At 57.3% G+C, this 24948-nt stretch carries 24 protein-coding genes; 15 read left to right on the top strand and 9 right to left on the bottom strand.

What is annotated here, in order from left to right:
- Positions 1 to 71: 71 nt before the first annotated feature.
- Positions 72 to 1070: a glycosyltransferase family 2 protein gene (locus tag AC2FGC_RS03295; protein WP_496722253.1), complete on the top strand. Its 999-nt coding sequence runs from the start codon at positions 72 to 74 to the stop codon at positions 1068 to 1070.
- 31 nt (positions 1071 to 1101) lie between these two features.
- Entirely contained in the window at positions 1102 to 2085 is a 984-nt protein-coding gene (locus tag AC2FGC_RS03290; RefSeq protein WP_496781411.1) for a hypothetical protein, read from the top strand.
- Between the two features lie 3 nt (positions 2086 to 2088).
- On the opposite strand, the gene AC2FGC_RS03285 is transcribed toward AC2FGC_RS03290, so the two are convergent.
- Positions 2089 to 2394 (bottom strand): DUF6476 family protein, encoded by a 306-nt coding sequence (locus AC2FGC_RS03285; protein ID WP_496722258.1) that lies wholly within the window; start codon positions 2392 to 2394, stop codon positions 2089 to 2091.
- Here AC2FGC_RS03285 and AC2FGC_RS03280 point away from each other — a divergent pair.
- Both AC2FGC_RS03280 and rpoH read left to right on the top strand, forming a co-directional pair.
- Complete coding sequence (locus AC2FGC_RS03280) at positions 2393 to 3427, top strand: RluA family pseudouridine synthase (protein ID WP_496722260.1); 1035 nt, start codon at positions 2393 to 2395, stop codon at positions 3425 to 3427. The genes AC2FGC_RS03285 and AC2FGC_RS03280 overlap by 2 nt on opposite strands.
- Positions 3428 to 3573: 146 nt before the next feature.
- Complete coding sequence (rpoH, locus tag AC2FGC_RS03275) at positions 3574 to 4470, top strand: RNA polymerase sigma factor RpoH (protein WP_496722263.1); 897 nt, start codon at positions 3574 to 3576, stop codon at positions 4468 to 4470.
- Between the two features lie 41 nt (positions 4471 to 4511).
- Here the strand turns inward: rpoH and AC2FGC_RS03270 are convergent, their stop codons facing one another.
- Complete coding sequence (locus AC2FGC_RS03270; RefSeq protein WP_496781410.1) at positions 4512 to 5582, bottom strand: fasciclin domain-containing protein; 1071 nt, start codon at positions 5580 to 5582, stop codon at positions 4512 to 4514.
- A 224-nt stretch (positions 5583 to 5806) separates the two neighbouring features.
- On the opposite strand from AC2FGC_RS03270, the gene AC2FGC_RS03265 reads away from it, so the two are divergent.
- From AC2FGC_RS03265 to AC2FGC_RS03255, 3 genes are read left to right on the top strand one after another with little or no spacing between them, the layout of a single operon-like run.
- Complete coding sequence (locus AC2FGC_RS03265; RefSeq protein ID WP_496781409.1) at positions 5807 to 6781, top strand: Gfo/Idh/MocA family protein; 975 nt, start codon at positions 5807 to 5809, stop codon at positions 6779 to 6781.
- A gap of 58 nt (positions 6782 to 6839) precedes the next feature.
- Entirely contained in the window at positions 6840 to 7109 is a 270-nt protein-coding gene (locus AC2FGC_RS03260) for a DksA/TraR family C4-type zinc finger protein (RefSeq protein WP_496781408.1), read from the top strand.
- Positions 7110 to 7122: 13 nt separating this feature from the next.
- Positions 7123 to 8010: a DMT family transporter gene (locus tag AC2FGC_RS03255; RefSeq protein ID WP_496776429.1), complete on the top strand. Its 888-nt coding sequence runs from the start codon at positions 7123 to 7125 to the stop codon at positions 8008 to 8010.
- On the opposite strand, the gene AC2FGC_RS03250 is transcribed toward AC2FGC_RS03255, so the two are convergent.
- The 3 genes from AC2FGC_RS03250 to AC2FGC_RS03240 all read right to left on the bottom strand — a co-directional run bounded on the left by AC2FGC_RS03250 (position 8011) and on the right by AC2FGC_RS03240 (position 11173).
- Positions 8011 to 9831, bottom strand: coding sequence for a M3 family oligoendopeptidase (locus AC2FGC_RS03250; protein ID WP_496776431.1), 1821 nt, complete (start codon positions 9829 to 9831; stop codon positions 8011 to 8013).
- 68 nt (positions 9832 to 9899) lie between these two features.
- Complete coding sequence (locus AC2FGC_RS03245) at positions 9900 to 10883, bottom strand: alpha/beta fold hydrolase (protein WP_496781407.1); 984 nt, start codon at positions 10881 to 10883, stop codon at positions 9900 to 9902.
- A complete protein-coding gene (locus tag AC2FGC_RS03240) occupies positions 10883 to 11173 on the bottom strand; it encodes an SCP2 sterol-binding domain-containing protein (protein WP_058273875.1) in 291 nt (96 codons plus the stop codon). The genes AC2FGC_RS03245 and AC2FGC_RS03240 overlap by 1 nt, the downstream gene beginning before the upstream one ends.
- Before the next feature lie 69 nt (positions 11174 to 11242).
- On the opposite strand from AC2FGC_RS03240, the gene AC2FGC_RS03235 reads away from it, so the two are divergent.
- From AC2FGC_RS03235 to AC2FGC_RS03210, 6 genes are all read left to right on the top strand, one after another.
- The gene (locus AC2FGC_RS03235) at positions 11243 to 11812 is read left to right on the top strand and encodes a tetratricopeptide repeat protein (RefSeq protein ID WP_233494683.1); all 570 of its coding nucleotides are present in this window, start codon (positions 11243 to 11245) and stop codon (positions 11810 to 11812) included.
- A 22-nt stretch (positions 11813 to 11834) separates the two neighbouring features.
- A complete protein-coding gene (locus AC2FGC_RS03230; protein WP_496722275.1) occupies positions 11835 to 14666 on the top strand; it encodes a helicase-related protein in 2832 nt (943 codons plus the stop codon).
- A 6-nt stretch (positions 14667 to 14672) separates the two neighbouring features.
- Positions 14673 to 15038 (top strand): RNA-binding S4 domain-containing protein, encoded by a 366-nt coding sequence (locus AC2FGC_RS03225; protein ID WP_496722277.1) that lies wholly within the window; start codon positions 14673 to 14675, stop codon positions 15036 to 15038.
- A 66-nt stretch (positions 15039 to 15104) separates the two neighbouring features.
- Entirely contained in the window at positions 15105 to 15443 is a 339-nt protein-coding gene (fdxA, locus tag AC2FGC_RS03220) for a ferredoxin FdxA (RefSeq protein ID WP_058273871.1), read from the top strand.
- A gap of 285 nt (positions 15444 to 15728) precedes the next feature.
- Positions 15729 to 16247 carry a CarD family transcriptional regulator gene (locus AC2FGC_RS03215; RefSeq protein ID WP_496722279.1) on the top strand — a complete coding sequence of 173 codons (519 nt, stop codon included), beginning with the start codon at positions 15729 to 15731 and terminating at the stop codon, positions 16245 to 16247.
- 116 nt (positions 16248 to 16363) lie between these two features.
- Positions 16364 to 17131, top strand: a complete 768-nt coding sequence (locus AC2FGC_RS03210) for a potassium channel family protein (RefSeq protein ID WP_496722282.1) — start codon at positions 16364 to 16366, stop codon at positions 17129 to 17131.
- Here AC2FGC_RS03210 and cobS read toward each other — a convergent pair.
- On the bottom strand, positions 17128 to 17892 hold the full coding sequence (gene cobS, locus AC2FGC_RS03205; protein WP_496781406.1) for an adenosylcobinamide-GDP ribazoletransferase: 765 nt from the start codon (positions 17890 to 17892) through the stop codon (positions 17128 to 17130). The two genes, AC2FGC_RS03210 and cobS, sit on opposite strands and share 4 nt — an antisense overlap.
- 79 nt (positions 17893 to 17971) lie before the next feature.
- On the opposite strand from cobS, the gene cobT reads away from it, so the two are divergent.
- A complete protein-coding gene (gene cobT / locus AC2FGC_RS03200; RefSeq protein ID WP_496722286.1) occupies positions 17972 to 18985 on the top strand; it encodes a nicotinate-nucleotide--dimethylbenzimidazole phosphoribosyltransferase in 1014 nt (337 codons plus the stop codon).
- A gap of 28 nt (positions 18986 to 19013) precedes the next feature.
- Here the strand turns inward: cobT and AC2FGC_RS03195 are convergent, their stop codons facing one another.
- On the bottom strand, positions 19014 to 20894 hold the full coding sequence (locus AC2FGC_RS03195; protein WP_496722288.1) for a monovalent cation:proton antiporter-2 (CPA2) family protein: 1881 nt from the start codon (positions 20892 to 20894) through the stop codon (positions 19014 to 19016).
- A gap of 19 nt (positions 20895 to 20913) precedes the next feature.
- Entirely contained in the window at positions 20914 to 21369 is a 456-nt protein-coding gene (locus AC2FGC_RS03190) for an Lrp/AsnC family transcriptional regulator (protein ID WP_496722290.1), read from the bottom strand.
- 146 nt (positions 21370 to 21515) lie between these two features.
- Between AC2FGC_RS03190 and hppD the strand changes: the two genes are divergently transcribed.
- A complete protein-coding gene (gene hppD / locus AC2FGC_RS03185) occupies positions 21516 to 22613 on the top strand; it encodes a 4-hydroxyphenylpyruvate dioxygenase (protein WP_496722292.1) in 1098 nt (365 codons plus the stop codon).
- Positions 22614 to 22672: 59 nt separating this feature from the next.
- Here hppD and AC2FGC_RS03180 read toward each other — a convergent pair whose 3' ends face one another.
- The gene (locus AC2FGC_RS03180) at positions 22673 to 24829 is read right to left on the bottom strand and encodes a hypothetical protein (RefSeq protein WP_496781405.1); all 2157 of its coding nucleotides are present in this window, start codon (positions 24827 to 24829) and stop codon (positions 22673 to 22675) included.
- Positions 24830 to 24948: the final 119 nt, after the last annotated feature.

The following is a 24948-nucleotide window of genomic DNA, read 5'->3' as shown; positions in this document are numbered from 1 at the left end:
CGTAATTTGCGGACAAATTTCGAATGATCCCGATGAGTTCCGGGCAAAAACAACGAATAAGGCAGTCTCACATGGCCGATCAGGACCCTCGATATATCAGTATCACTCCGATGAAGAACGAAGGACCGTTTGTGTTGGAGTGGGTGGCCCATAATCGTGCAATCGGGATCGACCAGATGGTCGTGATGACCAATGACTGCACCGACGGTACCGATGCCCTGCTGCAACGGTTGCATGACATGGGTGTTCTGATCCATGCGGACAACAACTCGCGCCGCAAGACCAGCCCACAAAAGCGCGCCTATAATACGTTTCTTAAGATGGAGATCGCGCGACCACAGGATTGGGTCGTGGTGATCGACGCAGATGAACATATCAACGTCAAAACCGGGGATAATACGCTGCGGGCTTTGACCGATGCCATCCCGGATGCCAAAACGATCTCAATGACCTGGCGATTGTTTGGGAATGCAGGTGTCGTACGGTACGAAGACCGCTTTTTGTCAGACCAGTTCCGGCAGGCCGCTCCGGAAAAGATATATCGGCCACCGCAGGCATGGGGTTTCAAAACAATTTTCAAGCGTGAGATCTGGGATGGCTTGGGCGTTCATCGTCCTAAAAAGCCGACAGTCGAAACCATTGAAGAGTGCCATTGGTACAACGGGTCGGGTCAGTTGATGCCTGAACGATACTATGACAGAAGCTGGCGATCCGCCCGTGACTCGGTCGGCTATGAGTTCGTGCAGGTTAATCACTATGCGCTGAAATCCTGCGAAAGCTATCTGGTCAAAAAGATGCGCGGTCGTGCCCACCATCTGGGGGAAAGCCTTGGCCTGGAATACTGGAACATGATGAACCAGAACGCCGAGACGAATACCTCGATCGATGTGGTTTTGGATCGCAAGCGTGGTTTTTATTACGAAATGCTCTCTGACCCAGAGGTTGCGCGCTTGCACCATGCGTCCTGCGATCTGCACCGCCAGCAGATCGGACAATTGCGCGACCTGCCAGAGATGCAGGACCTCATGCAGCAGATGACCGCAGGTTTCACGGCCAGCCAGCAGGCATGACGCAGCACAGTTCGGGGACAGGAGCTAGGTAATGCTTTGGCTGCACATGGGAATGCCCAAAACTGGCACGACCGCCTTGCAGGGATTTCTGCGCCGGAAACATTTGGTCATGAACGAGATCGGCCTGCATTATATGGAAACCGGCCGGCGCCGGCTGGATGGCGGCACACGTCTGGCGATAAGTCACAACATCGTCGCCTTTCACATCAACCAGAGCGCTGATCCGATGGATCCGTTTCGGTCTGCTATGACCGCTGAGTACGATGTGCATGCGGATCAGACCTGTGTTGTTTCGTCCGAGATGTTCTATTCCTGCAATCTGAACCGGCTGGCCGAGGTTTTTGCTGATATCCCCTCGCGTGCATTGACGATCACCTACTATTGCCGCCGGTATTCCGATTTCTTCGAGGCGGATTACAAACAGCGGGCCAAGGCAGGGCGGTTGTCCAACGGCGGCACTGAATACATCCGCCAGCAACTTGATCTTATCCGCAACCACCCGGAACGGTTGAGCTTTTCTGCCAAAATCGCCGAAATCCGGACCGCCTTTCCCGGCGTCACCGTTGCTCCGCTTTTGTATGAACGCTCGGGCATGGTGCGGGGCAACGTCGTTGATGATTTCCTGTCGCGGATCGGTACGCCATTGGCCGAGGAGGTTTCAGCAGGAGCCGTGTCTAACCCGTCGCAATCCCGCGCGGCGAGCGAAGCTTTTGGTGTCATCTCCCGTGCAATGGGGCGTAAGAAAAGTCGCCAGTTACGCCGAATTTTTGTCGATGATCCTGTCATGGTGCGCCGGAATGATGTTCTGGAACCCGATGAGCGCGCTTGGCTGGACGAATTCCTGGCCAAGCAGGATACCGCCTTTCAGCAAGAGTTCTTTCCCGACCGGCCCGAACTGTTCACCCCGACAAAGCTAAGCGATGAGGACAAGACGTTCCGTCGGGATACGCCCGAAGAGTATGAAGCTTTGCGTAAAGCTTCTGAGATCGTGTTCCGGATGGCCTTGGACAGCTGATCGCTATTCCTGCACGACGATTTCCTGGCGCTGTTTTCCGGTCGTCTTGTCAAAAATCAGGATGCGGTTGTCATCGGTCACGACCGCGTACCAGTTGCTGCCGATCGTTACGGCCTGTGCTTTGGCACCATCCGGCAGTTCAATTTGATCGGGCAGGGTAGGGGTTCTGTCCGATAGTCGGATGACAATCAGTGCGAATGTCACTAGAACCCCGCCAATCATCACCGCGGTCAGCAGCATGACCATGCGCCGCAGCAAGCGAAGCTGTGGTGTTTCCTGCGGTTCTTGGGGTTCGGAAGGGACAGTCATGGGCACCCGCCAGATTGAGTTTCAGATCGCGGCCGATCCGCCGCCACGTCTTGATAAGGCGCTTTCACGGGATGTACCAGCGGATGAAAACCTGTCGCGTACCCGTTTGACCCGTCTGATCGAGAACGGTGAGGTGACAATCGACGGTGTCGAAATCCGGGACCCAAAGGCCAAGGTGACCGAAGGCGCCTCGGTGTCGATCTCCATCGCCGAAGCCGAAGAAAGCCACATAGGTCCCGAAGATATCCCACTGAACGTCGTCTATGAGGACACGGACCTGGTCGTCATCAACAAACCGGCAGGCATGGTCGTTCACCCTGCGCCGGGCTCGCCCAACGGAACACTGGTCAATGCCTTGCTGCATCATTGCGGTAAGGATCTGTCGGGCGTTGGGGGCGTCAAACGCCCCGGCATCGTGCATCGCATCGATAAAGAGACCAGCGGCTTGCTGGTGGTCGCCAAGTCAGACGCGGCCCATCACGGGCTGGCGGCGCAGTTCGAGGCGCATAGCGTCGAACGCTATTACCGCGCGATTTGCTACGGCGTGCCGGATGCGAATGACCCACGTTTGCGCGGCATCAAGGGTGTCAGCTTTGAACCGGGTAATATCATGCGGCTGACCACGCAATTGGCGCGGCACAAAAACGACAGGCAGAAACAAGCGGTTCTTTTCCACGGTGGTCGGCATGCGGTCACTCGGGCGCGGTTGGTCGAGACATTTGGCAACCCGGCAGGCATCGCGCTGATTGAATGTTGGTTGGAAACCGGCCGGACGCACCAGATCCGTGTCCATATGGCCCATGCCGGGCATGGGCTGGTTGGCGATCCAGTGTATGGGGGTAAACGCAAGCTTGCGGCGAAAGCCTTCAATCCGGCCGCTGCCGAGGCTGTGCGCAGTTTTGCGCGACAGGCGCTACATGCCGCAGTTTTAGGCTTTGAGCACCCTGTGACAGGCGAAAACCTTCGGTTTGAGGCCGATTTGCCAAAAGATATGGAAATTCTGATTGAACAATTGCGCGCGCCGCTGACATAATACGCAAACATACGTGAGTAACGCGTTCTTAGCTTTCCTTTATCAATCGTTAATTTCAAACTGTTAACGGTACCTCTTGAATGGATTGGGGCTTATTCCCATATCCCATGTTAACGAAGTAAACATTTGTCGGAGGGACATGAATCATGGCAAATTACGCAAATCTCCCCGCGCCGACGCCCGAGGGCGGCCTGAACCGCTATATGCAGGAAATTCGCAAATTTCCGCTGCTTGAGCCGGAAGAAGAGTACATGCTCGCCAAGCGTTGGGTCGAAGAGCAAGACACTGAAGCTGCACATAAAATGGTCACGTCACACCTGCGATTGGCGGCCAAGATCGCTATGGGTTATCGCGGCTATGGCCTGCCACAGGCCGAAGTGATTTCCGAGGCCAATGTGGGCCTGATGCAGGCGGTCAAAAAGTTTGATCCGGAAAAAGGTTTCCGTCTGGCGACCTATGCGATGTGGTGGATTCGTGCCTCGATCCAGGAATACGTTCTTCGGTCGTGGTCGATGGTCAAGCTGGGCACCACGTCGGCACAGAAAAAGCTGTTCTTTAACCTGCGCAAGGCCAAAGCCCGTATTGGTGCGCTGGAAGAAGGCGACCTGCGTCCTGAGAACGTCAAAAAGATCGCCGAAGATCTGGGCGTGACCGAAGCTGAAGTCATCAGCATGAACCGCCGGATGTCTGGTGGTGATGCCTCGCTGAACGCGACCGTTGGGTCCGAGGGCGAAGGCACCATGCAATGGCAGGACTGGCTTGAGGACGAAGATGCCGACCAGGCGGGCGACTATGAAGCCCGCGACGAGCTTGATGCCCGCCGCGAGCTTCTGGCGGCTGCGCTGGATGTCCTGAATGACCGGGAAAAGGACATCCTGACTCAGCGCCGTCTGATGGATCAGCCCGTCACGCTGGAAGAGCTCAGCACGCAGTACAATGTCAGCCGCGAGCGCATTCGTCAGATCGAGGTTCGTGCCTTCGAGAAGCTGCAGAAAAAGATGCGCGAACTGGCCCGTGAAAAGGGCATGCTGGGTACTGTCTGACCCAATTGGTTCAGCCCGCCATAACGGCGGGCTGATTTTCTTTAGACGAAGATAAAGCTGTCTTCGGTCAGATGTCCGGCCCCAACGCCCGCCAGGACAATACTGTCCCCGTCACCTAGATCGATCGTGGTCTGGAAGAAACCACCCGAGATATCATCCTCGATATCCTCGAACCCGGCGATGCCTTCGTAGCCGGACAAGTCAATTTTGTCCTTTCCGACCCGGAAGTCGACGATCCAGTCATCGCCGTCTCCGTTTTCAATGACAAACATGTCTTTGCCACGCCCACCGAACAGGATGTCATCGTCGGCTCCACCATCGATCACATCGGCCCCTCTGCCGCCGAATATCGTATCTTCGCCTTCGTCACCACGCAGAATGTCTTTGCCGCGACCGCCAATGATCACATCGTTTCCAGCGCCGCCCAACGCGACGTCGTTTCCTCTGCCGGTATTGATGACATCGTTCCCGCCACCACCATGAACAAAGTCCTGACCACGCCCGGTAAAGTAGAAGTCGTCCGAGTCGTCGCCGAGGATGAAATCGGTGTTTTTCTGACCCAGAATGTCCGTCACCGATACGGGCAGAAGGACACCGTTTAGGGCGTGAATTATCCCGTTTGTGGCATCAATATCGGTTTGGATGATACCCGGATCGGCGATGCCGTCATCCGCATCGCCCAGACTTGGTGGGGCGCTTTGAAGGTTCAATTCAACCGACGAACCCTGCAACGTTTCGATCTGTGCGCCGTCGCCCAAGTCGGCGACCGCAGCCAGGTCGAATTCCCCGTTGACCACGTGGTATTTCAGCACCTCTGTCACCAGGGGGATGGGATCCCCTCCGCCCAACAGGGTCAGCGCCTTGACGATGTGCCCCAACGCGCCTGCTTCGTCCGAACCCGCATAGCCCAGAGCCTGGGCAAGTCCGATAAAGGCGGCGTCGGTCGGGGCGAATACCGTAAGGCTGGCCTCGGGGTCATCCAGTGCACCAGCAAGGCCAGCGGCAACAACGGCCTCGCGCAGGATGTCAAAATCTCCGTTGTTGTCATCGAACGAGCCGACGGCTCCGCTCATCAACACGGTTCCGGTAATTGTCTCTGTCGGTGTTGGCATGTCTGGCAATCTCCCACCCAGTTGGTCACAACATCAATCCCGGGTGCTGTGAGCGGACAATGCCGACTACCCGGTGACATAGCTGCTACGGCGCGGACAATGAAGCGGATCAAGAAATTCTCAGGTTTGCGTGCGTTAATGGGCGGAAAACACCACGAAACCCCTGACTTTAAAGCGATTCCCTGATAGAGACGGCACAAGCTAACAAAGGATGAGGCGGCGGTATGCAGCAACCTGTTCAATGGGGCGTTCTTGGCGCCGCGAAATTCGCACGACAGTTCATGGCGCCGGCAATTCACGCGGCGGACGGGGCCCGGTTGGCAGGTCTTGCCACGTCGGACGCAGCCAAGGCTGAGCCGTTCCAGCAGTACTGCCCTGATCTGACGGTTTATGGCAGCTATGATGCCCTTTTGGCCGATCCCAAAATCGACGCGGTCTATATCCCGCTGCCCAACCACCTGCATGTCGAATGGAGCCTCAAGGCGTTGGACGCCGGTAAGCATGTTCTGTGTGAAAAGCCCATGGCCATGTCCGCGCCCGAGTTTGATGCGCTGATCGAAAAGAGGGATCAGACCGGTTTGCTGGCGGCCGAAGCGTACATGATCGTGCACCACCCGCAGTGGCAATTCGTACGACAACTGATCGCGGATGGGGCGATCGGAAAGCTTGTGCATGTGACCGGGGCGTTCAGCTTTGATAATCGGGCGGACACCGGCAACATCCGAAACCGGGCCGAAACCGGCGGCGGTGGGCTGCGCGATATCGGTGTCTACGTGATTGGCAGCGCCCGGTTCGCCACTGGGCAAGAGCCGGTCTCGGTGCAATCTGCAATCCGCTGGGAAGATGGCATTGATGCCTTCACCGAGATACGCGCGCAATTCCCCGATTTTACCTATTCCAGCTACGTCTCGATCCGGATGCACCCGCATCAGGAAATGGTGTTCCATGGCGAGGGTGGCATGATCCGCCTGACCGCGCCTTTCAATGCGCGTGTTTTTGGTGAGGCGCGGGTGGAACTGCATCTGCCGGGTCTCGAGGTTCAGGTCACGCGGTTCCCTGGCGACGATCACTACAAGCTACAGGTCGAGGCATTTTGCCAGTCAGTCCGCGACGAGGCTGATTACCCATGCCCGTTGGAATTCTCGCGCGGAACGCAAGCAATGATTGACAGGGTGTTTGAGGGCGCGGTCGCCCTCTGACTTGCCACGCAGCGCTCGGCTGGACTAATCTGGCTGTCACCTGATCAGGAGGGAGACCATGGCAGGCGGCTGGGCGCGTGACGGCGCGGTGAGTGAACAGATTGAGGCGTCCATTTCGGACGAACTGGCCCTGATGAAGGCGCAAAAACGGCCCGTCGGGGAAAGCCTGACCCATTGCGCCGAATGTGAAGAGCCGATTCCAGAAAAGCGACGGATCGCCATTCCCGGTGTTAAACTCTGCCTGGATTGCCAGCAGGATCGGGACGGGGCCTTCAAGGCCCGTTCCGGCATCAATCGGCGCGGTTCTAAAGACAGTCAGTTGAAGTAAGCGGGGCACAAGGATGCCCGACACCAAAGAGAAGCAGCCACTCTTGCAAAACGGGCTGGTTCTTGGGTTTCTTGCGGCTTTCCTGTGGGGCACGCACAGCGTCATAGTCCGCTACCTGACCAGCGATCTGGGAGGGCTGCAAATTGCGGTAACGCGCCTGTTCATCGCAGCTATCGCTATTTATTGCATGCTGCGCGTGATGCGGGTCGCTGTTTCGATCCGGTTGAATGACTGGAATTTTCGGCTGGCCGTTCTGTCCACCGTGGTCAACTACATCCTGTTCCATATCGGGCTTGAACATACCGGTGCAGCCAATGCCATGGTTCTTGAGAACACGGCGCCATTCTTTGTGCTGATCTTCTTGTATTTCTTTGCGGACACGCCCGTTACGCGCACAGACATACTTGCCACGGGGTTGGCGATTTTTGGCGTCTTCCTAACGGTATTTCAGGATTTCCAAGGCCGTGGAGAACCCCTGTTCGGGGACCTGCTTGAAATCGGCGCAGGGCTAAGCTGGGCGGTTTTCCTAATCTCAAGCAGCCGGGCGATGCGAAACTCTGAAACGACCGGAGAACGTCTGAACTTCCTATTTGGGATATTCTTGTGCTCGGGTGTGCTATTGGTCCCGCTGGCCGCATTTTCACTGCAAATACCAACAGCCAACGATGCCGTCTTCCTGATTTTGTTGGGGGTGCTGCCGACCGCTTTGGCCTACTACCTCTGGTACGAGGCCGCCGCGCGGGTCTCGACGTTGACTGCGACCTTGATGTTCGCCGCATCCGTGGTGTTTACGTTCATCAACTCAGCCCTGTTTCTGGGGGCCGCAATCACGCCGGTCGCGGCCCTAGGGGCTGTGTTGATTGTGGTCGCCATTTTCCTGACGACCAAAAGCCAGAAGTGACTAGTTTTCCATCGCTTCCAGCTCGTCGATAAAGCCGGAAATCATCGACAGACCCTTGTCCCAGAATTTGGGATCGCTTGCATCCAATCCGAACGGGGCCAGCAGTTCCTTGTGGTGTTTGGACCCACCAGCGCGCAACATTTCGAAATACTTGTCTTCGAACCCGTCCGCACCGCTTTCGTAGACCGAGTATAGCGCGTTCACCAAACCGTCACCGAACGCATAGGCGTAGACGTAGAATGGTGAATGGACGAAGTGCGGGATATAGGCCCAGAAGGTCTCGTACCCATCCATGAATTCAAATGCGGGCCCAAGGCTTTCGGCCTGAACGCTCATCCACAAAGCGTTGATGTCATCCGGGGTCAGCTCGCCCTCGCGGCGGGCCGCATGCAGTTTGCATTCGAAGTCGTAGAAGGCGATTTGTCGGACAACTGTGTTGATCATGTCCTCGACCTTGCCGGCCAGCAGCACTTTGCGTTGTTCGGGGGTCTTGGCCTTATCCAACATCTTGCGGAAGGTCAGCATTTCGCCGAATACAGATGCAGTCTCGGCAAGCGTAAGTGGCGTTGACGACAGCATCTCGCCCTGATCGGCAGCCAGCACCTGGTGCACGCCGTGGCCAAGCTCATGCGCCAGTGTCATCACGTCGCGCGGTTTGCCCAGATAGTTGAGCATCACGTATGGATGAACCTCGGTGACGGTTGGGTGTGCAAAAGCGCCCGGAGCTTTACCGGGCTTCACGGCCGCATCGATCCAGCCTTGTGAGAAGAACGGCGCCGCAATCTCACCCATGCGAGGATCAAAGGCATTGTAGGCGTCCATCACCGTCTTTTCCGCTTCATCCCAATCAACGATGCGGGTGTCTTCCATCGGTAGCGGAGCGTTACGATCCCAGACCTGCATGACATCCAGACCCAGCCATTTGCGTTTCAGCTCATAATAGCGATGGCTGAGCTTGGGGTAGGCGGCCACGACCGCCTCACGCAGAGCCTCAACAACCTCGGGTTCCACGTCATTGGACAGGTGGCGACCGGTTTGCGCGGTCGGCATGTTGCGCCAGCGATCTACGATTTCCTTTTCCTTGGCCTGTGTGTTGTGGACACGGGCGAAGGTTTTGACGTTGTCCTGAAACACAGCGGCCAACTCGCGCGCGGCTGCTTCGCGTTTGGCGCGGTCCTGCTCGGTCAGAAAGTTCAGGGTGCCTTCAATGTTCAGTTCTTCGCCATCAACAGTGAAGGTCAACCCGGCAATGGTTTCGTCAAAAAGACGCTCCCACGCGTCGCCAACAACGCCGAGGTCGTGCAGGAATTTCTCAAGCTCGTCAGATAGTTGGTAGGGTTTCATCGCGCGGATGCGGCGGAAGACTGGCTCGTACCGCGCCAGATCGGCATTCACATCGAAATGCGCCTTCAGGACATCATCGTCGATGCGGTTGATCTCAAGCGTGAAGAACACCAGCGGGGTGGTGAAGATGGTGATCTTTTCCTGCATGTCGGACAGAAACTTGGCACGCTCGGCATCTGTGGTCAGCTGATAGTAGCGCAGGCCGGCAAACGACATGATGCGCCCGGCGATTGAATTGATTTTCTCATTGCGCTCGACGCAGGTCAGCAGACCCGCAGCATCCAGATCAGACAGCTTGCCCTCGTAGTCTTCGGCAAACGAGGCACATTCCTTTTCCAACCAGTCCAGATCGCGGGACAGTTCGGGCGCGTCCTCTGAGGTGTAGAGATCGGTCAGATCCCATTCCGGCAGGTTGCCCAGATTGCCGGCACCTCCGGCAGCATTTGCGTCTCGGACGGGAAAGGGAAGGTCGCGCATGGATCACCTCGATAATAGCTTTCGCCAACATCTAGGCGCGCGAGACGGGGATCACAAGCGGTGCGTGATCAGACTTCGGAAGACAGAACCGGTTCCGGCACCGCGTCAGTTTGCGTGGCTTTGAAATGAGCGGCCAATTGGTCAAAGACCGGCCCGCGCACGTCGGGTGCCTCCATCAGAACTTCGTGTTCGCCATCTGGGATTTCGACCAGAGTGCCACTGGGCCAGTTCGCCATGCGGGCGCGGATAGCCTTGCGGTCGACAATCTGTTCATGGCTGCCCAGAAAGGTAAGACACGGCGTATCCGGTGCGGTCTGGTCCATCAACCAGGCGCATTCATCCAAGGCTTCGCGCAGCCAGATGGTCGAAGGCGCACCAAGCGCCAGTTCGGGCTGTGCAGCCAGTTGGTCCTTCATCATCTGGAACATGTCCGGATCGCGGGTCAGTACATTCCCCTCGAACGGTTGGGAGGCCACATAGCTTTCCAAGGACGTCGTCGGTGGGGTTCTTTCCCCCAATCCTATCCTAGGCCCCCAATAGGCTGTCAGACGGCTGAGCGGTTTCATGATTGGGGTAAAGAAAATGCCCCACATCGGCCCGGTAAAGGCACAGGCGGCAAAGCAGTTCTTTTCCAAAGCCGCGCGCATACCAATAGCCCCGCCCATGGAATGTCCGATCACGAACCAAGGCTTTGGCAGGTTCAGTTCGGTTGCCAGGTCCAGCGTGGCCTGAACGTCCTGTTGATAGTCCGTGAACTGCTCGACATGCCCGACGCGCGGGTCATCCAGTAACCGGTCGGCCAGGCCCTGACCGCGCCAGTCGACAGCCAGAAACGCAAAGCCGCGATCCGTAAACTCGGCCGCGCAATTGCCGTACTTTTCGATATATTCGGTGCGGCCGGGAAACATCATCACCGTGCCGCAGGTATCGCTTTCGGGCAGCCAGTGGCCCACCCGAATGCGTGTGTTGTCCGCTGTGTTCAGCCAATGAGCCTGACCACCGGCGGGGACGCCGGCCATGTCTGCAAAGAAAGGGGCCGGCGACAGGTCCATCAGGCCAGTGCCGATGCCAGTTGCATGGCAACGCCCATGTCACCATCCACGGTCAGCTTGCCTGACATGAACGCGCCGGTGGGGTTCAACTCACCGCTGAGTATTTGTTCGAACGTGTCCGCATCGGCGTTCATGGTGACGTCTGTTTCTTCGTCACTGACGCGCGCGCCGCTTGCGTCCAGAACGATTGAGCCCAGATCTGCTATGGCAAATTTTGCCGACGCGGTAAAATCGCCGCCCGACAGTTTTTCGTTCAATGCGGCTGCCGCTTTTTCCAGAGTGTCGCTCATGATTCTCCTCACTATGTTTGTGCGCCGGGAATGGACATCCGCGGGCGCAGCGCTACACTGAACGTTGTTATGAGCATTGCAAGCACCAATCTCAAAGGTATCGTCGCGGCAACAGCGCTTCTAGTCACGTTTTCCATCCCTTCTTTCGCCCAAACGGCGGATTCCAAGGATGAGGAACAACTATTGCTGCAACTGTCCGAGGCAACCCCCGAGCAGGCGATGAACATAGATCGTCAGCTCAAGGCGCTGTGGGCACAGTCTGGCTCGGCCTCGGCGGATCTGTTGCTTGAGCGCGGGCGCGAGGCGCTGGAGGACGGCGACTCGCTGGCCGCGATCCAGCATCTGACTGCGCTGACTGATCACGCGCCGCAATTTGCCGAAGCCTGGCACGTGCGGGCATCGGCCTTTTTCGGGATCGAACGTTTCGGTATGGCTGCGGCTGATCTGGAATACGCCCTGACGCTGAACCCGAACAACTACGAGGCTATCTACGGATTGGGACTGATTTTTGAGATCGTCGATCGACCCGACAAAGCGCTGGACGCTTATGAGCGTGCTTTAGCTATACATCCCCACCATGAAGAAGTAACCAATGCCGTGAATCGACTGAAGCCCCGGGTCGAGGGCTCGGCCCTCTAACAAGCTGGGGCAGGGGGCAAAGGTGAGCGGGTCATCCCGAATCGTGGCCGTACTGGGCCCGACCAACACAGGCAAAACCCATTACGCTATTGAGCGGATGCTGGGGCATCGGACAGGTGTGATCGGCCTGCCGCTGCGTCTGCTGGCGCGCGAGGTCTATGACAAGATCGTCGCGATCCGCGGACCGTCGGTCGTTGCCCTTGTAACGGGTGAAGAGCGGATCGTTCCGCCGCGTGCTAAGTATTGGGTCTGTACTGTTGAGGCGATGCCTGAAGGCATGGGCGCAGATTTCGTAGCCATCGACGAAATCCAGCTGTGTGCAGATCCCGAGCGTGGTCATGTTTTCACCGACCGTCTGCTGCGGTCGCGCGGAACGAAAGAGACGCTATTTTTGGGCTCTGACACACTGCGCGGACCGATTGCGGCGCTGGTGCCCGAAGTGCAGTTCATTCGCCGTGAACGAATGTCTCAGTTGGTTTATTCCGGCTCGAAAAAGATAAGCCGCATGCCCGCACGTAGTGCCATTGTCGGGTTTTCGATCGATAACGTCTACGCCATTGCCGAGCTGCTGCGCCGCCAAAAGGGCGGTGCCGCCGTCGTTATGGGCGCGCTCAGCCCGCGCACACGGAATGCGCAGGTCGAGCTGTATCAGAACGGTGAGGTGGACTACCTCGTTGCAACTGACGCCATTGGGATGGGTTTGAATCTTGATGTGAACCACGTGGCGTTTTCGTCGCTGACCAAATTCGACGGTCGCAGGATGCGCCATCTGGCCCCCAATGAACTTGCCCAGATCGCAGGGCGGGCAGGGCGCGGGATGTCTGATGGTACATTTGGCGTGACGGGTGAGGCCCCTCCGCTGGACGACGGCGTTGCGCAGGCGATCATGGACAGCCGGTTCACGCCGATGAAAAAGCTGAATTGGCGAAATGCCGCTTTGCGGTTTGGCTCGGTTGAGGCCCTTATCGACTCGTTGGAAGTCAGCCCGGACAGCGAACATCTGATCAAAGCCCGACCCGCAGACGACCTGAACGCTCTGAAATCGCTTTCTCAGGAGGCCGAGGTCATCGCCCGCGCCAGCGATGGGCCGTCCGTCCGATTGCTGTGGGATGTGTGTCGAATCCCCGATTTTCGCGGTATCAGCCACGCAGAGCACGCCAGCCTGCTCGAAGTGATCTACGGGCACCTGCATGAACGCGGCACTATCCCTGACGAGTTCATGGCGCGGCAAATCCGCCGCATCGACAAAACAGAAGGGGATATTGATGCACTGTCCAAAAGGTTGGCATATATTCGCACCTGGACATATGTTGCGCAACGAAACGGATGGGTGCGTGACGAATCACATTGGCGCGCGGAAACGCGCATTGTAGAAGACAGGCTGTCGGACGCTCTGCATGATCGTTTGACTCAGAGATTTGTGGACCGGCGCACGTCAGTGTTGTTGCGCCGGCTCAAACAGAAGGAGGCCCTTTTGGCCGAAGTAAATGACAAGGGTGAAGTGACCGTCGAAGGAGAATTCGTCGGTCGTCTGGAAGGGTTCCGGTTTACCCCGGACAAAGGCGCACAGGGAACCGAGGCGAAAGCTCTCAAATCGGCCTCTCTGCAAGCACTCGCACCGCAATTCCATCTGCGTGCAGACCGCTTCTACAACGCGCCCGATACCGAAATTGATTTTACCGATCAGGGTGGCCTGATGTGGGGCGAGTATGCTGTTGGCAAGTTGGTTGCCGGGGCAGAGCCTCTCAAGCCGATGGTCGAGGTTTTTGTGGATGAGGCCGCAGGCCCGGATGTCGAACAGAAAGTGCAGCGCCGTCTGCAACATTTCATCGACCGAAAGGTTGCCGCCCTGTTCGAGCCGCTTCTGAACCTGTCGCGCGACGAAGAACTGTCAGGTCTGGCCAAAGGGTTCGCCTTCCGCATGGTTGAAGGGCTGGGCGTTCTGCCCCGCGCAGGTGTCGCGCAAGAGGTCAAAGATCTGGATCAGGACGCCCGTGGTGCCCTGCGCAAGCACGGCATCCGGTTTGGTCAGTTTACAATATTCATGCCGCTTCTGCTGAAACCCGCGCCTACGCGTCTGCGTCTGGTTCTTTGGGCGCTGGCTGGTGGATTGCAGGAATTCCCTGACGCGCCGCCTCCGGGTCTGGTCACTGTTCCGGTCGCCATTGGTGCGCCCGAGGGCTACGATACCATGTGCGGTTACCGCGATGCCGGCGAGCGTTCGATCCGTATCGACATGCTGGAACGTCTGGCAGACATGCTGCGTGCCGAAGACAGCCGGGGTGGTTTCGAGGCCAAGCCCGATATGCTGTCGATCACCGGCATGACGCTTGAGCAGTTCGCGGATCTGATGCAAGGGCTGGGCTATAAGGCCGAGCGCGGTGAGCGTGAAAAGGTGAAAGCTGCACCGGTCGAGGCCGAAAAGCCTGCGACCAATGTGACGGAACAACCCGCCGCCGAAGAAACCCCAGCGCCCGAGGCAGAAGCCGAAGAGGTCGTTGCGACCGCCGAGGCGCCAGCCGAGGCCACCGAAAGCACCGAGGCGGTAGCCGAGGCTCCAGCAGCCGAACCCGCCTCAGATGAGACCGAAGTTGAAGTGTTCTACACTTTCACCTGGGGTCGCCAGCGTCCGGCCAACCGTGCTCCGCGTCGTGAACAGCGGCAAGGGCAGGGGCCGGGCAAAGGCAAACCGCGCGGCAAACCGCAGGATGGTCGCGGCAAACCGCAGGGCAAGAAGGGTGGCAAACCGCAAGGTGGCAAGACCTTCTCGTCCCGTCCACCCCGGAAGGAAAAGGCGATCGATCCCGATAACCCGTTTGCAGCAGCGCTTATGGGTTTGAAGGACGGCAACTGATCCGCGATGGCCGAGGCCAAGCTGCGGATCGACAAATGGTTGTGGCAGGCGCGGTTCTTCAAGACCCGCAGCCTGGCCGCCAAACAGGTCAGCGGCGGTCATGTCCGATTGAACGGAAACCGGGTTCTGAAGCCGGCACAGGCCATTGGGCCCGGTGACGTTCTGACCTTCCCCCAAGGCCGTATCGTGCGCGTATTACGCGTCGAAGCACTGGGGGAACGGCGTGGCCCGGCGTCCGAGGCACAAACGTTATACTTCGATATGACGGAAAAGAAGGACGTGCCTCCTAAGAATCCGGGATTTGAGGGAAAGGGTCGTCCAACAAAGAAAGATAGGCGCGCGCTTGATCTTTCTCGCCCCCGGGATGGTTGATCCTACCTTGAAGAGAAGGCCAGACTGAATTAGCTAGACGCCCAAACCGAGAATGGGAATCCCACAATGACCTATGTCGTCACCGAAAACTGCATTGGCTGCAAATACACCGACTGCGTCGAAGTGTGTCCGGTGGATTGTTTTTACGAAGGTGAGAACACATTGGTCATTCACCCGGACGAATGCATCGACTGTGGTGTGTGTGAACCCGAATGCCCTGCGGACGCCATTCGTCCCGACACTGAGCCTGGAATGGAGCAGTGGGTCGAGTTCAACCGAAAATTCTCGGAACAGTGGCCGGTTATCGTGACCAAGAAAGACCCCTTGCCTGAAGCGGAAGAGCGTGACGGCGAAGAGGGCAAAATGGAGAAGTATTTCTCCGAAGCACCCGGCGAAGGCGGTTAAGCGATTCGGTAACTGAACCGGGTGGTTTGAATGGCGGTTTTCTGCTGTATCGCTCTGAAAAGTCTGGGGTTTCTTCACCATTGTGAGGGGCGGACTTTCGGGTGTCGCAATTTTGTGATATACTCAGAAACTGAATGATGAATGAGATGGGGATGACTCCGTAAGTATGTACGCTTTGGAGTTCTGATTTTTTGACAAACTTACCGCCTGACTGGGCCAGATAGTGGCGCGGTTTGGGGTCTTTTGTTGTCTCTGCCTCTCTCTTGTAACCAAGGATGAACCTGTATGTCTAAGTCGAAAAAGCTTGAGTTCCGCCCGAACGATTATGTTGTCTACCCCGCCCATGGTGTGGGCCAGATCATCTCGATCGAAGAGCAGGAAGTCGCGGGATACTCGCTCGAGCTGTTCGTCATTTCTTTTGAAAAAGACAAGATGACCCTGCGGGTGCCGACCAACAAGGTTACCGAATCCGGCCTGCGGTCCCTCAGCTCGCCTGACGTTATCAGCCAGGCAATGAGAACCCTGAAGGGTAAGGCCAAGGTGAAACGTGCGATGTGGTCGCGCCGGGCGCAGGAATATGAACAAAAGATCAATTCCGGTGATCTGATCTCGATCGCTGAGGTTGTGCGCGACCTGCACCGCACTGATGACCAGCGCGAACAGAGCTATTCTGAACGTCAGCTCTACGAAGCCGCGCTGGAACGTCTGACCCGCGAAGTCGCGGCTGTGTCCAGCGCAGGTGAAGTGTCGGCGGCCAAGCAGATTGATGAGGTTCTGACCTCGCGCGCGGCTGCGGCTGCCTGATCGCTTCTCCAGTCAAATTTCTGGCCGCTCCCGAAAGGGGGCGGCTTTTTCGCGTTGATGGCTTGGTGAAAGCTCAGTTTACGGCTAATTTTCCAGCAAGAAGAGGCGCGTAGACAGTGAACCTAAAACAGACAGTCAAATATCTATATATCGGCCACGACCCCATTTCCGTCTGGTTTCGCTATGGCTTGATTCTGTTTGACGCGATCACCATCGTTTTCTTTGTCGCCACGGCAAATGGCGAACACGGCACGGGATTCACCGTTGCCAGCCTGATCATCGGGTTCTTCATCGTGTTGGATTTTTCGGCGCGGATGTGGATTTCAAAGGATCGCTGGAAGCTGCTGCGCCAAGTCTACACGATGGCCGATATTGTTGTGATTGCCTCGCTGTTTCTTGATCTGTTTCTACCTTGGAATCTGGCGTTCCTGCGTATCTTACGAGCGCTGCGCCTGATCCATTCCTATCACCTGCTAAGGGATCTGCGACGGGACAGCGATTTTTTCCGGACGCACGAGGACGCAGTGATCGCGGCGATCAACCTGTTGGTGTTCGTGTTCGCCACGTCCACCGCTGTTCTGGTGTTCTTCATCCCAGAAAACAGCCCGCACGCTTATATCGATGCGCTTTACTTCACCATGGCAACCCTGACGACCACCGGGTTCGGAGACATCACGCTGGCGACCCCGGGGGGCAAACTGTTTTCGGTCTTCATCATGATCGTTGGCGTGGCGTTGTTTGTCCGGTTGGCACAGGCAATTTTCATGCCGCAGAAAGTGCGTCACAAATGCTCCAACTGTGGCCTCTACCGTCATGACCCTGACGCAGTTCACTGCAAACACTGCGGCGAAACCCTGAGGATCGAAACAGGCGGGACGACTTAGAGCGTTGCAACCAATGCCATAAGGAACGCGAGTTCTGCCAGTTGTTGCGAGGCACCCAGAACATCGCCCGTTTGCCCTTTGATTTTGGTCTTGGTGACGAGTGCCAAGATTACAACGATCAGCGCGGAAAATACCGTTGCCATCAGTGTGCTTGGTCCAATCAGCAGCAGCGATAAGATGACTGCAAGGCCAAAGCCTGTCGTCGCAGTCTCGGCCTTTGGGCCGCCGACCGAATGGCTCAACCCGCTGTTTCTGGCGTTGGGTAAAGCTGCCATGAGGATGGGCATGACTGTGCGTGAGACGATGCACGCCGCCAGAATACCCGCAAATGCGTTGGCCGACAGAAGCGCCGCGATCAGCGCGACGCGCAGCAGTTGGGTAAAGATCAGCGTCAGAACTCCGTAAGCACCGATATGGCTGTCCTTCATGATTTCCAGGCGGCGTTCGGTGGTGAACCCGCCCCAAAATCCGTCAACCGTGTCCGCAAGCCCGTCTTCATGCATCGCGCCAGTTGCGATCACCAGCACCGCCACAAGTATCACGGCGCTGGCGAACGCGGGCAGGCCGAATGCACCGGCCGCCCAACCGACGGTACAGGCCAACGCCCCAACGACCAGCCCCACCAGGGGAAAGGCCCAGGCCGCATTGGCCTGCCGCGCAAACAGATATTCCGGTAGGCGTGGCATCGGCAGACGCGTCAACAGGACCAGCGACAGCGGAAAATCCCACGCGGAAAACAGTTTGGTGTCGTTTTTGTTCACTCCCGCGCCTTTCGGGGTCTTGTTGGATCGGACGCTTCGGTTAAACACACAGGACCACTCTGATGCAACGAGGCTTTGGATGCTGCCGGAATTAAAAGACCTGAATACCCTTCGCGAGGCCCTGAGTAACGCTCCGGGACCGGATGGAAATGCGCTGCAAGGTGCTGCCGAGCGCAACGGACAATTGACCAAACCGCCCGGTGCTTTGGGTCGGCTCGAGGATTTGGCGATTTGGTATGCGGGCTGGCGCGGGGACGCCCGACCGCAGATCTCTGCCCCCCAAGTCATCGTGTTTGCGGGCAATCATGGCGTTACTGCGCAAGGTGTTTCCGCCTTTCCGCCAGAAGTAACCGTTCAAATGGTCATGAATTTTGAACATGGCGGCGCGGCGATTAACCAATTGGCCAAAGCCGCTGGTGCGACCATGAATGTGCACGCGCTGGATTTGGACCGACCCACGGCTGATTTTACCTCGGGCCCAGCTATGTCCGAGGGCGAACTGCTCGCGGCGTTGCGCATGGGTTGGACTGCCGTTGATCCAAGCGCCGACTTGCTGGTTGTCGGAGAGATGGGGATCGGCAACACCACACCTGCGGCTGCCATCGCCTGCGCCCTGTTCGGGGGGGAGGCGGCCGATTGGACCGGACGCGGCACAGGTGTTGATGATGCCGGTCTGGCCAACAAAACCCGTGTTGTGGCTGAAGGCGTCGCCTTGCATGCCGGTTCACGCGACGGGCTGGAAATCCTGCGCTGTCTGGGCGGGCGCGAAATCGCGGCTATGGCCGGGGCCATCGCCGCTGCGCGGGCGTTGCGCATTCCGGTCATTCTTGACGGCTTTATTTGTTCGGCGGCTGCAGCCTGTCTGGCAGGCGTGGCCGAAGGTGCCTTAGATCACACGGTCGCAGGCCACCAAAGCGCCGAAGGTGCCCACACAGCCGTATTGGCCAAATTGGGTAAAGAGCCGCTGTTGAGCCTTGGGTTGCGCCTGGGCGAAGCTTCTGGCGGAGCGCTGGCCATCAACATTCTCAAAAGTGCCGTCGCGTGCCATTCCGGAATGGCGACATTTGCCGAAGCAGGTGTTTCGGACGGTTGATCGAGCAGCCTGATCCGGCAAGACCGCGTCAGGCTGATTTCTTTGCGTGTTTCTCGGCCAGTTCCAACAGCTCGGTTTCCAGGTCTTTCTCAAGCTGCCGCGCCCGCTCGATGTACTTCTTGTTGTCAGCGGTTGGCATTCCGGGAATCCACAGCTCTGCCAGATCACGCACAGAGGCGCGGTCGTGGTGATAGAATGTCTGCTCGGCCTGCGCCGCCTCATATTCGCTCAGACCTACGTTTTCTAAAACATAGCGGCCGGCTCGCAGTGACCCGTCGAACATCTCGCGGACAATGTCATTCGCTCCGGCCTGATACAACTGGTAGACATGGGTACGATCACGTGCGCGGGCCACAATATGCAGATCCGGGCGTTGACGCCGGGCGAAGCCAACCAACCGCGTGACCTGCTTGGGGTCATCCATCGCAGCGACCAGAACAGAAGCTTTTTCAAGCCCGGCGGCACGCAACAGTTCTGGCCGCGTGGGGTCACCCAAAAACCCTTTGACGCCGAACCGGCGCATCAACTGGATTGTCTCGATATCGTGGTCCAGAACGACGGTTTTGAAGCCGCTGGCGCGAACAAGCCGGTTAACGATCTGACCAAAACGACCAATCCCGGCGATGATGACAGGGCCTTTCTCGTCGATTTCATCGGGTTCGACTTCCGCGGCGCCATCGCCCATACGGCGCGACATCAGATCATAGATGATGAACAACAGCGGGGTGATCAGCATTGTCAAGGCGATGATCATCAGCAGTTTTTGCGACAAATCCGGTGGGATGACGTTTTGCTGCGTTGAGAAAGCCAACAGCACAAAGCCGAATTCGCCTGCCTGCGCCAGACCCAATGTGAACAACCAGTGATCCCGACCACGCAACCGGAACGCGCGGCCAACCAGAAACAGGATGATGCCCTTTGCCAGTATGACCAGCAGTGCCAGACCAATCAGATCAAGCGGGTCGTTGAAAAAGTAGCCGACATCAATCCCGGCACCAACCGTGATGAAGAACAGGCCCAGGAACAGGCCTTTGAACGGCTCAAGGTCGCTTTCCATTTCGTGCCGGAATTCCGAGCTGGCCAGTACAACACCCGCCAGAAACGCGCCCAGAGCAGGGGAGAGCCCGACTAGTGTCATCAGGAAGGAAATGCCCACGACGATCATCAACGCTAGCGCCGTATACATTTCGCGCAACCGGGTTGCGTGGATGAAGCGGAACAGTGGGCGCGTCAGGTAGATACCGGCCAAAATGACAAAGGCAACCGCGCCGATGGTGACCAGCGTAACAGCCCAGCCAGGCAAACCTTCGACCAGTGACAAGCTGTGATGGCCCGCGTCATGGAGTGCGTCCGCGCCGCGATCGATAGATCCGTCGCTTTCGATATGAGGCATGGCAGGCAGCGCCAAAAGCGGCAGCATTGCCAGAATGGGAATGACGGCTATGTCCTGTGTCAACAGGACCGAAAACGTCGCTCGCCCGCCATTGGTCTGCATCAGCCCCTTTTCCGAGAGGGTCTGCAGCACAATAGCGGTTGAGGACAGTGATAAGGTCAACCCGACGGCCAGGGCGACCGACCAGGGGTGATTTGCATACATGGCCACTGCAGCGATGACTGCGGTGGAAAGCAACACCTGCAGGCCGCCTAAACCCAGAAGCCGGTCTCGCATGTCCCACAAAGCGCGCGGCTCAAGCTCTAGCCCGATCAGGAACAGCATCATGACCACACCGAATTCCGCTACATGCTGCAGGCTTTCGGTCTCGGCCCCCACAAGACCGAAGACAGGGCCGATGACGATGCCAGCGGCCAGATAACCCAGAACAGAACCCAACCCCAGACGTGCCGACAAGGGCACTGCAATCACGGCGGCAGCCAGATAGATCGAAGCCTGGTAAAGGAAATCGTCCATGTTTGTCCTCTCGGCCCGGTCAGGTGGGCAATGGCGCGTCGCGTTTAAGTTGGTCCATCACGATCTGGCTGTGCACCCGTGCCACTGCAGGATGCGGCAGTATCACCTGGTGAAGCAAGCGGTTGAGCGCGGAAAGATCGTCGCAATAGACGTGCAGCAGGTAATCTGCCTCTCCCGTCATCGTCCAGGCGCTGGTGATTTCTGGGCGGGTGTTGACCATGCGAGCAAAGCTCTCGGATTGTTCCGGGCCATGAGTGCCCAAGTGAACCTGTATGAAGCCTTGAACCTGCAAACCCAGCCTGAGTGGATCCAGCCGCGCGGCATACCCGGTGATATAGCCTTCGGCCTCAAGCCGCTGACGGCGACGTCCGGCCTGACTTGGTGACAGGTTCAGCATTTCACCCAATTGATGCGCGGTCAGATGTGCGTCCTTTTGCAAGGCAGACAGCAGGCGCGTATCGGTGGAATCCAGCATATGCGGATTTTCTCCATATTCTTTAAAGAATATGCGCAAATTGCGCATGCGACCATAGTTTACACGAAAACTATGCGCAGAAACAGCGCTTGGTAAGGCGTATTTTGGAATCAGCAAAGAAATTCCTGTTTTTACGGAGACGCGCCATGGGACCTTTCCCGCATAACGCCCCGAAATCTGTCATCAGCCCTGAAAATCCAGCCGGAACCGATGGGTTTGAATTTGTCGAATTCGCCCACCCTGAGCCGCAAGAACTGCGCGATCTTTTCGCCAAAATGGGGTTCGAGTTGGTCGGACACCACACGGACAAGCCTCTGGTTGAGCTGTGGCAGCAGGGGGACGTGACCTACATCCTGAATGCCGACCCGGAGAGCTTTGCCGCTAAGTTCGTGGCAGAACACGGCCCCTGTGCCCCTGCGATGGGTTGGCGTGTCGTGGACGCGCAGAAAGCCTATGAACACGCGGTGTCAAAAGGCGCTGAACCTTATGACGCGGCGGACAAGACCATGGAGGCCCCAGCGATCAAGGGTATTGGCGGTTCGCTGATCTATTTCATCGATCAGTATTATGAAACATCGCCTTACAATCAGGAATTCACCTGGAACAAACAGTCCAAACCGCGCGGCGATGGGTTCTATTACCTCGATCACCTGACGCACAACGTCTACAAGGGCAACATGGATAAGTGGTTCAAATTCTACGAGAGCCTGTTTAACTTCCGCGAAATCCGCTTTTTTGACATTCAGGGTAAATTCACTGGCCTGTTTAGCCGCGCGCTGACATCGCCTTGTGGTCGTATCCGTATTCCGATCAACGAAGACCGGGGCGAAACCGGACAGATCGTATCATACCTCAAGAAGTACAAGGGTGAAGGTATTCAGCATATCGCGGTGGGTAGTGAAGATATTTACGCCTCGACCGATGCGATTGCGGAAAAGGGCCTGAAGTTCATGCCGGGTCCGAACCAGGCCTATTACGACATGTCCAAGGAACGTGTCGTGGATCATGATGAACCACTGGACCGGATGATCAAGCACGGCATCCTGATTGACGGCGAGGGTGTGCTGGACGGTGGCGAGACCCGGATCTTGCTGCAAATCTTCTCGAAAACCGTGATCGGCCCGATCTTTTTCGAGTTCATTCAACGCAAAGGCGATGACGGATTTGGCGAAGGGAACTTTCAGGCCCTGTTCGAATCCATCGAACGCGAACAGATCGAAAGCGGTGAAATTTCAGCTGCTTAATGATATAAGTTAAGCTGAAAAAGGCGGTCAGGGCTATCCCTTGGCCGCCATTTTCATACTTAGCTCCGTGGCATTTTCAGCGTTACGTTTCTGCCGCGCTTTTGGTACCGCAACTCGCTATCGCCAATGGCGATGACACTGCCGCCGTCCAGCCTGTCTCCGACTTTCAGTTTTTTGTACCGACCACTGGGCAACCGGACCAATGCGCGCCGATTGGCCGGGGTACCGTAAACCCCAATCAGGTTCAGTTTGCGCAAGTTGAGCGCATTGTCGATTGTCGCCTGCCGCGCCACCGAGGCGGTCGACGGGATTTTCGGTGCCACGGCCTTTGGTTGGAATGAACCAGCTTCGTCCGAGCTTTGATTGACCGCAGCAGTCGACCCGAGGTTGGCGGTGCTTGTGTTTGTGCTGGCCGGGCGGGCAAGTCCGGCTGGTCGCGTTTTTGGGCGCGGAACGCGAACGACTGCCAATGCCGTTGGCGTTTCGTCAATTCGGGGGCTGCTTTGCAGGGACTTGGGCCGCAGTTTCGGACGCAGAACCGCCAGTTCTTCGCGTGTGCGTCCACCAAGTTGTTGCCGCTCGAAGCTTTCCAACAAATTGGCAGGTCGGGGATTTGGACGTTTCTGCGCCAAGCGGGCTGTCGGATCTTCCTCTATCGGCTCTTGTTCGAACCGAACCGGAACTGCCGGGGGAACCTTGGCGGGTCGGCCAAGGAAAACGACCACTCCGTCGGGGTTCAGGGTTCCTTCGGCTGAAGGCGTGACGAGGCCGCGTTCGTCCAGATCAAACTGGACTCCGGCCTGCGCGGGCAGGGCGTTTTGCTCAAACGGCAGGTCAGTTTCGAAGCTGCTGACGGGGGGCAGCGCCACCGCGTCCCGCGACAACTCAGTGTTGTCCAGGGATGCCAGATACAGGTCCTCTGCCGATTCCAGGACCGGATCGGGCAAAGGATCAGGGGCAAAGATCTCGATGCCCACCAGCGACGGGATTTCTATGGGCTCAGCCTCTTGTCCCACCGGTTCAACCAGGGTCGGTGCCACATTCAGCGCTTCGAGGATTGCAGCATCGGTCGCGCTGAGATCAGCGGCGGTTTCTTCAACAGGTTCGGTTTGCTGATCTTCCTCTGGCGCGGTTGCGGCCGCCTCAGGCTCGAATTCAAGCTCCGGATCGTCGTCAACCTCCTGTGTTTCGGCGATCTGCTCGTCTGGTGTGGGGTTTGGCACAGTTTCTTCAATCGAAACCGCCTCGGCTACTGAGGGTTCGGTGTCGTCAGATCCGGTCAACGACCACACGGTCAGGGCAATACCGGCAACGAGAGCGGCTGCCGCAGCTGGAACGGCGTAGCGGTTGATTGGGTGTGTGGCTTTCGTTTCGGCAGCAATGTTCGCGTTGGGCGCTGAACGAAACTCTGGTGGGATCTCGGTATCAGCGATCGCGTGAATGGCAGGGCCATCATGTTCTTTGGCGGGTTCTTCGCCCTCACCGGGCTCCACCGCTGCGGTCGCATTGGGCGCGGAAGGAAGCTCCGTTTGGGGCTCGGTAAAAGCGATTGCCCGATCGGCGGCAGCTTCATTTACCTTTGCGGTCTCCTCTACCTCAAACGTTTCCACTGCACCGACCGTGTCGGGGGCTGAAGGGAACTCTGTCGAGGCCTCGGAATCTGTAGTCGTGTTTGCGATAGGATCTTCATCAGTTTTGGCAGAGTCCTCAACCTCGAACGGTTCCGCTTCAACGATCGTGCCGTGGGTATCGATCTCGAATCGAGGTTCGGACGGAAATTCCTGACCTTCGATCGGGGTTGAATACTGCACCGGAACAAACCCGTGCTCGGCGGCAAATGTCCGGGCCTCATCCAGGGTTTGCCTGGCGACAGCGGCAATTTGGGTTGTCGGACCGACGGTTGCGGTATCAAAGGCGAGCTCATCCAGCGCATAAGGAGTTGCCTCGTTCAGTTCCGCCCGCACTTTTTCGGCGCTTTCCTCTGCGCTTAGGCCCTCTGTTGATACGGACAAAAACCGCACCTGATCCGCTGGTATCACCAGCTTACAATTCAGGTCGTTTTCAAGGGCAAAGCCCTGATCCCGCAGTGCGATGATTTGTGTATTCAGGTCGGGCGCATCCAGAGCAACTTCGCCAATGCAATACCAGTCACCATCCGAATGGTGGTGCAAGGATATTCCGGTCGAAGAAAAAGACAGCGCAAAGGCGGGTTTCATAATCCGGAAAAACCATAGTTGTCAGCATCTGTGCAAACGATCATTCGCCCGCAGAGTGACATTAAAGCAGGATCCCGCCGAGGGAAAGAAAAAGCCAGTCTTTCCCCTTGTTCGGCAGA

Source organism: Ruegeria sp. CDSC054 (assembly GCF_059610645.1).
Note: the sequence above shows the minus strand (reverse complement) of the source record. Positions and strands in the feature narration are given on the sequence as shown.

Excerpts from the sequence above, each read along its gene's own strand:
- AC2FGC_RS03295 (WP_496722253.1), top strand. The coding sequence starts at position 72 with ATGGCCGATCAGGACCCTCGATATATCAGTATCACTCCGATGAAGAAC.
- AC2FGC_RS03290 (WP_496781411.1), top strand. The coding sequence starts at position 1,102 with ATGCTTTGGCTGCACATGGGAATGCCCAAAACTGGCACGACCGCCTTG.
- AC2FGC_RS03280 (WP_496722260.1), top strand. The coding sequence starts at position 2,393 with ATGGGCACCCGCCAGATTGAGTTTCAGATCGCGGCCGATCCGCCGCCA.
- AC2FGC_RS03285 (WP_496722258.1), bottom strand. The coding sequence starts at position 2,394 with ATGACTGTCCCTTCCGAACCCCAAGAACCGCAGGAAACACCACAGCTT.
- rpoH (WP_496722263.1), top strand. The coding sequence starts at position 3,574 with ATGGCAAATTACGCAAATCTCCCCGCGCCGACGCCCGAGGGCGGCCTG.
- AC2FGC_RS03270 (WP_496781410.1), bottom strand. The coding sequence starts at position 5,582 with ATGCCAACACCGACAGAGACAATTACCGGAACCGTGTTGATGAGCGGA.
- AC2FGC_RS03265 (WP_496781409.1), top strand. The coding sequence starts at position 5,807 with ATGCAGCAACCTGTTCAATGGGGCGTTCTTGGCGCCGCGAAATTCGCA.
- AC2FGC_RS03260 (WP_496781408.1), top strand. The coding sequence starts at position 6,840 with ATGGCAGGCGGCTGGGCGCGTGACGGCGCGGTGAGTGAACAGATTGAG.
- AC2FGC_RS03255 (WP_496776429.1), top strand. The coding sequence starts at position 7,123 with ATGCCCGACACCAAAGAGAAGCAGCCACTCTTGCAAAACGGGCTGGTT.
- AC2FGC_RS03250 (WP_496776431.1), bottom strand. The coding sequence starts at position 9,831 with ATGCGCGACCTTCCCTTTCCCGTCCGAGACGCAAATGCTGCCGGAGGT.
- AC2FGC_RS03245 (WP_496781407.1), bottom strand. The coding sequence starts at position 10,883 with ATGGACCTGTCGCCGGCCCCTTTCTTTGCAGACATGGCCGGCGTCCCC.
- AC2FGC_RS03240 (WP_058273875.1), bottom strand. The coding sequence starts at position 11,173 with ATGAGCGACACTCTGGAAAAAGCGGCAGCCGCATTGAACGAAAAACTG.
- AC2FGC_RS03235 (WP_233494683.1), top strand. The coding sequence starts at position 11,243 with ATGAGCATTGCAAGCACCAATCTCAAAGGTATCGTCGCGGCAACAGCG.
- AC2FGC_RS03225 (WP_496722277.1), top strand. The coding sequence starts at position 14,673 with ATGGCCGAGGCCAAGCTGCGGATCGACAAATGGTTGTGGCAGGCGCGG.
- fdxA (WP_058273871.1), top strand. The coding sequence starts at position 15,105 with ATGACCTATGTCGTCACCGAAAACTGCATTGGCTGCAAATACACCGAC.
- AC2FGC_RS03215 (WP_496722279.1), top strand. The coding sequence starts at position 15,729 with ATGTCTAAGTCGAAAAAGCTTGAGTTCCGCCCGAACGATTATGTTGTC.
- cobT (WP_496722286.1), top strand. The coding sequence starts at position 17,972 with ATGCTGCCGGAATTAAAAGACCTGAATACCCTTCGCGAGGCCCTGAGT.
- AC2FGC_RS03195 (WP_496722288.1), bottom strand. The coding sequence starts at position 20,894 with ATGGACGATTTCCTTTACCAGGCTTCGATCTATCTGGCTGCCGCCGTG.
- AC2FGC_RS03190 (WP_496722290.1), bottom strand. The coding sequence starts at position 21,369 with ATGCTGGATTCCACCGATACGCGCCTGCTGTCTGCCTTGCAAAAGGAC.
- hppD (WP_496722292.1), top strand. The coding sequence starts at position 21,516 with ATGGGACCTTTCCCGCATAACGCCCCGAAATCTGTCATCAGCCCTGAA.
- AC2FGC_RS03180 (WP_496781405.1), bottom strand. The coding sequence starts at position 24,829 with ATGAAACCCGCCTTTGCGCTGTCTTTTTCTTCGACCGGAATATCCTTG.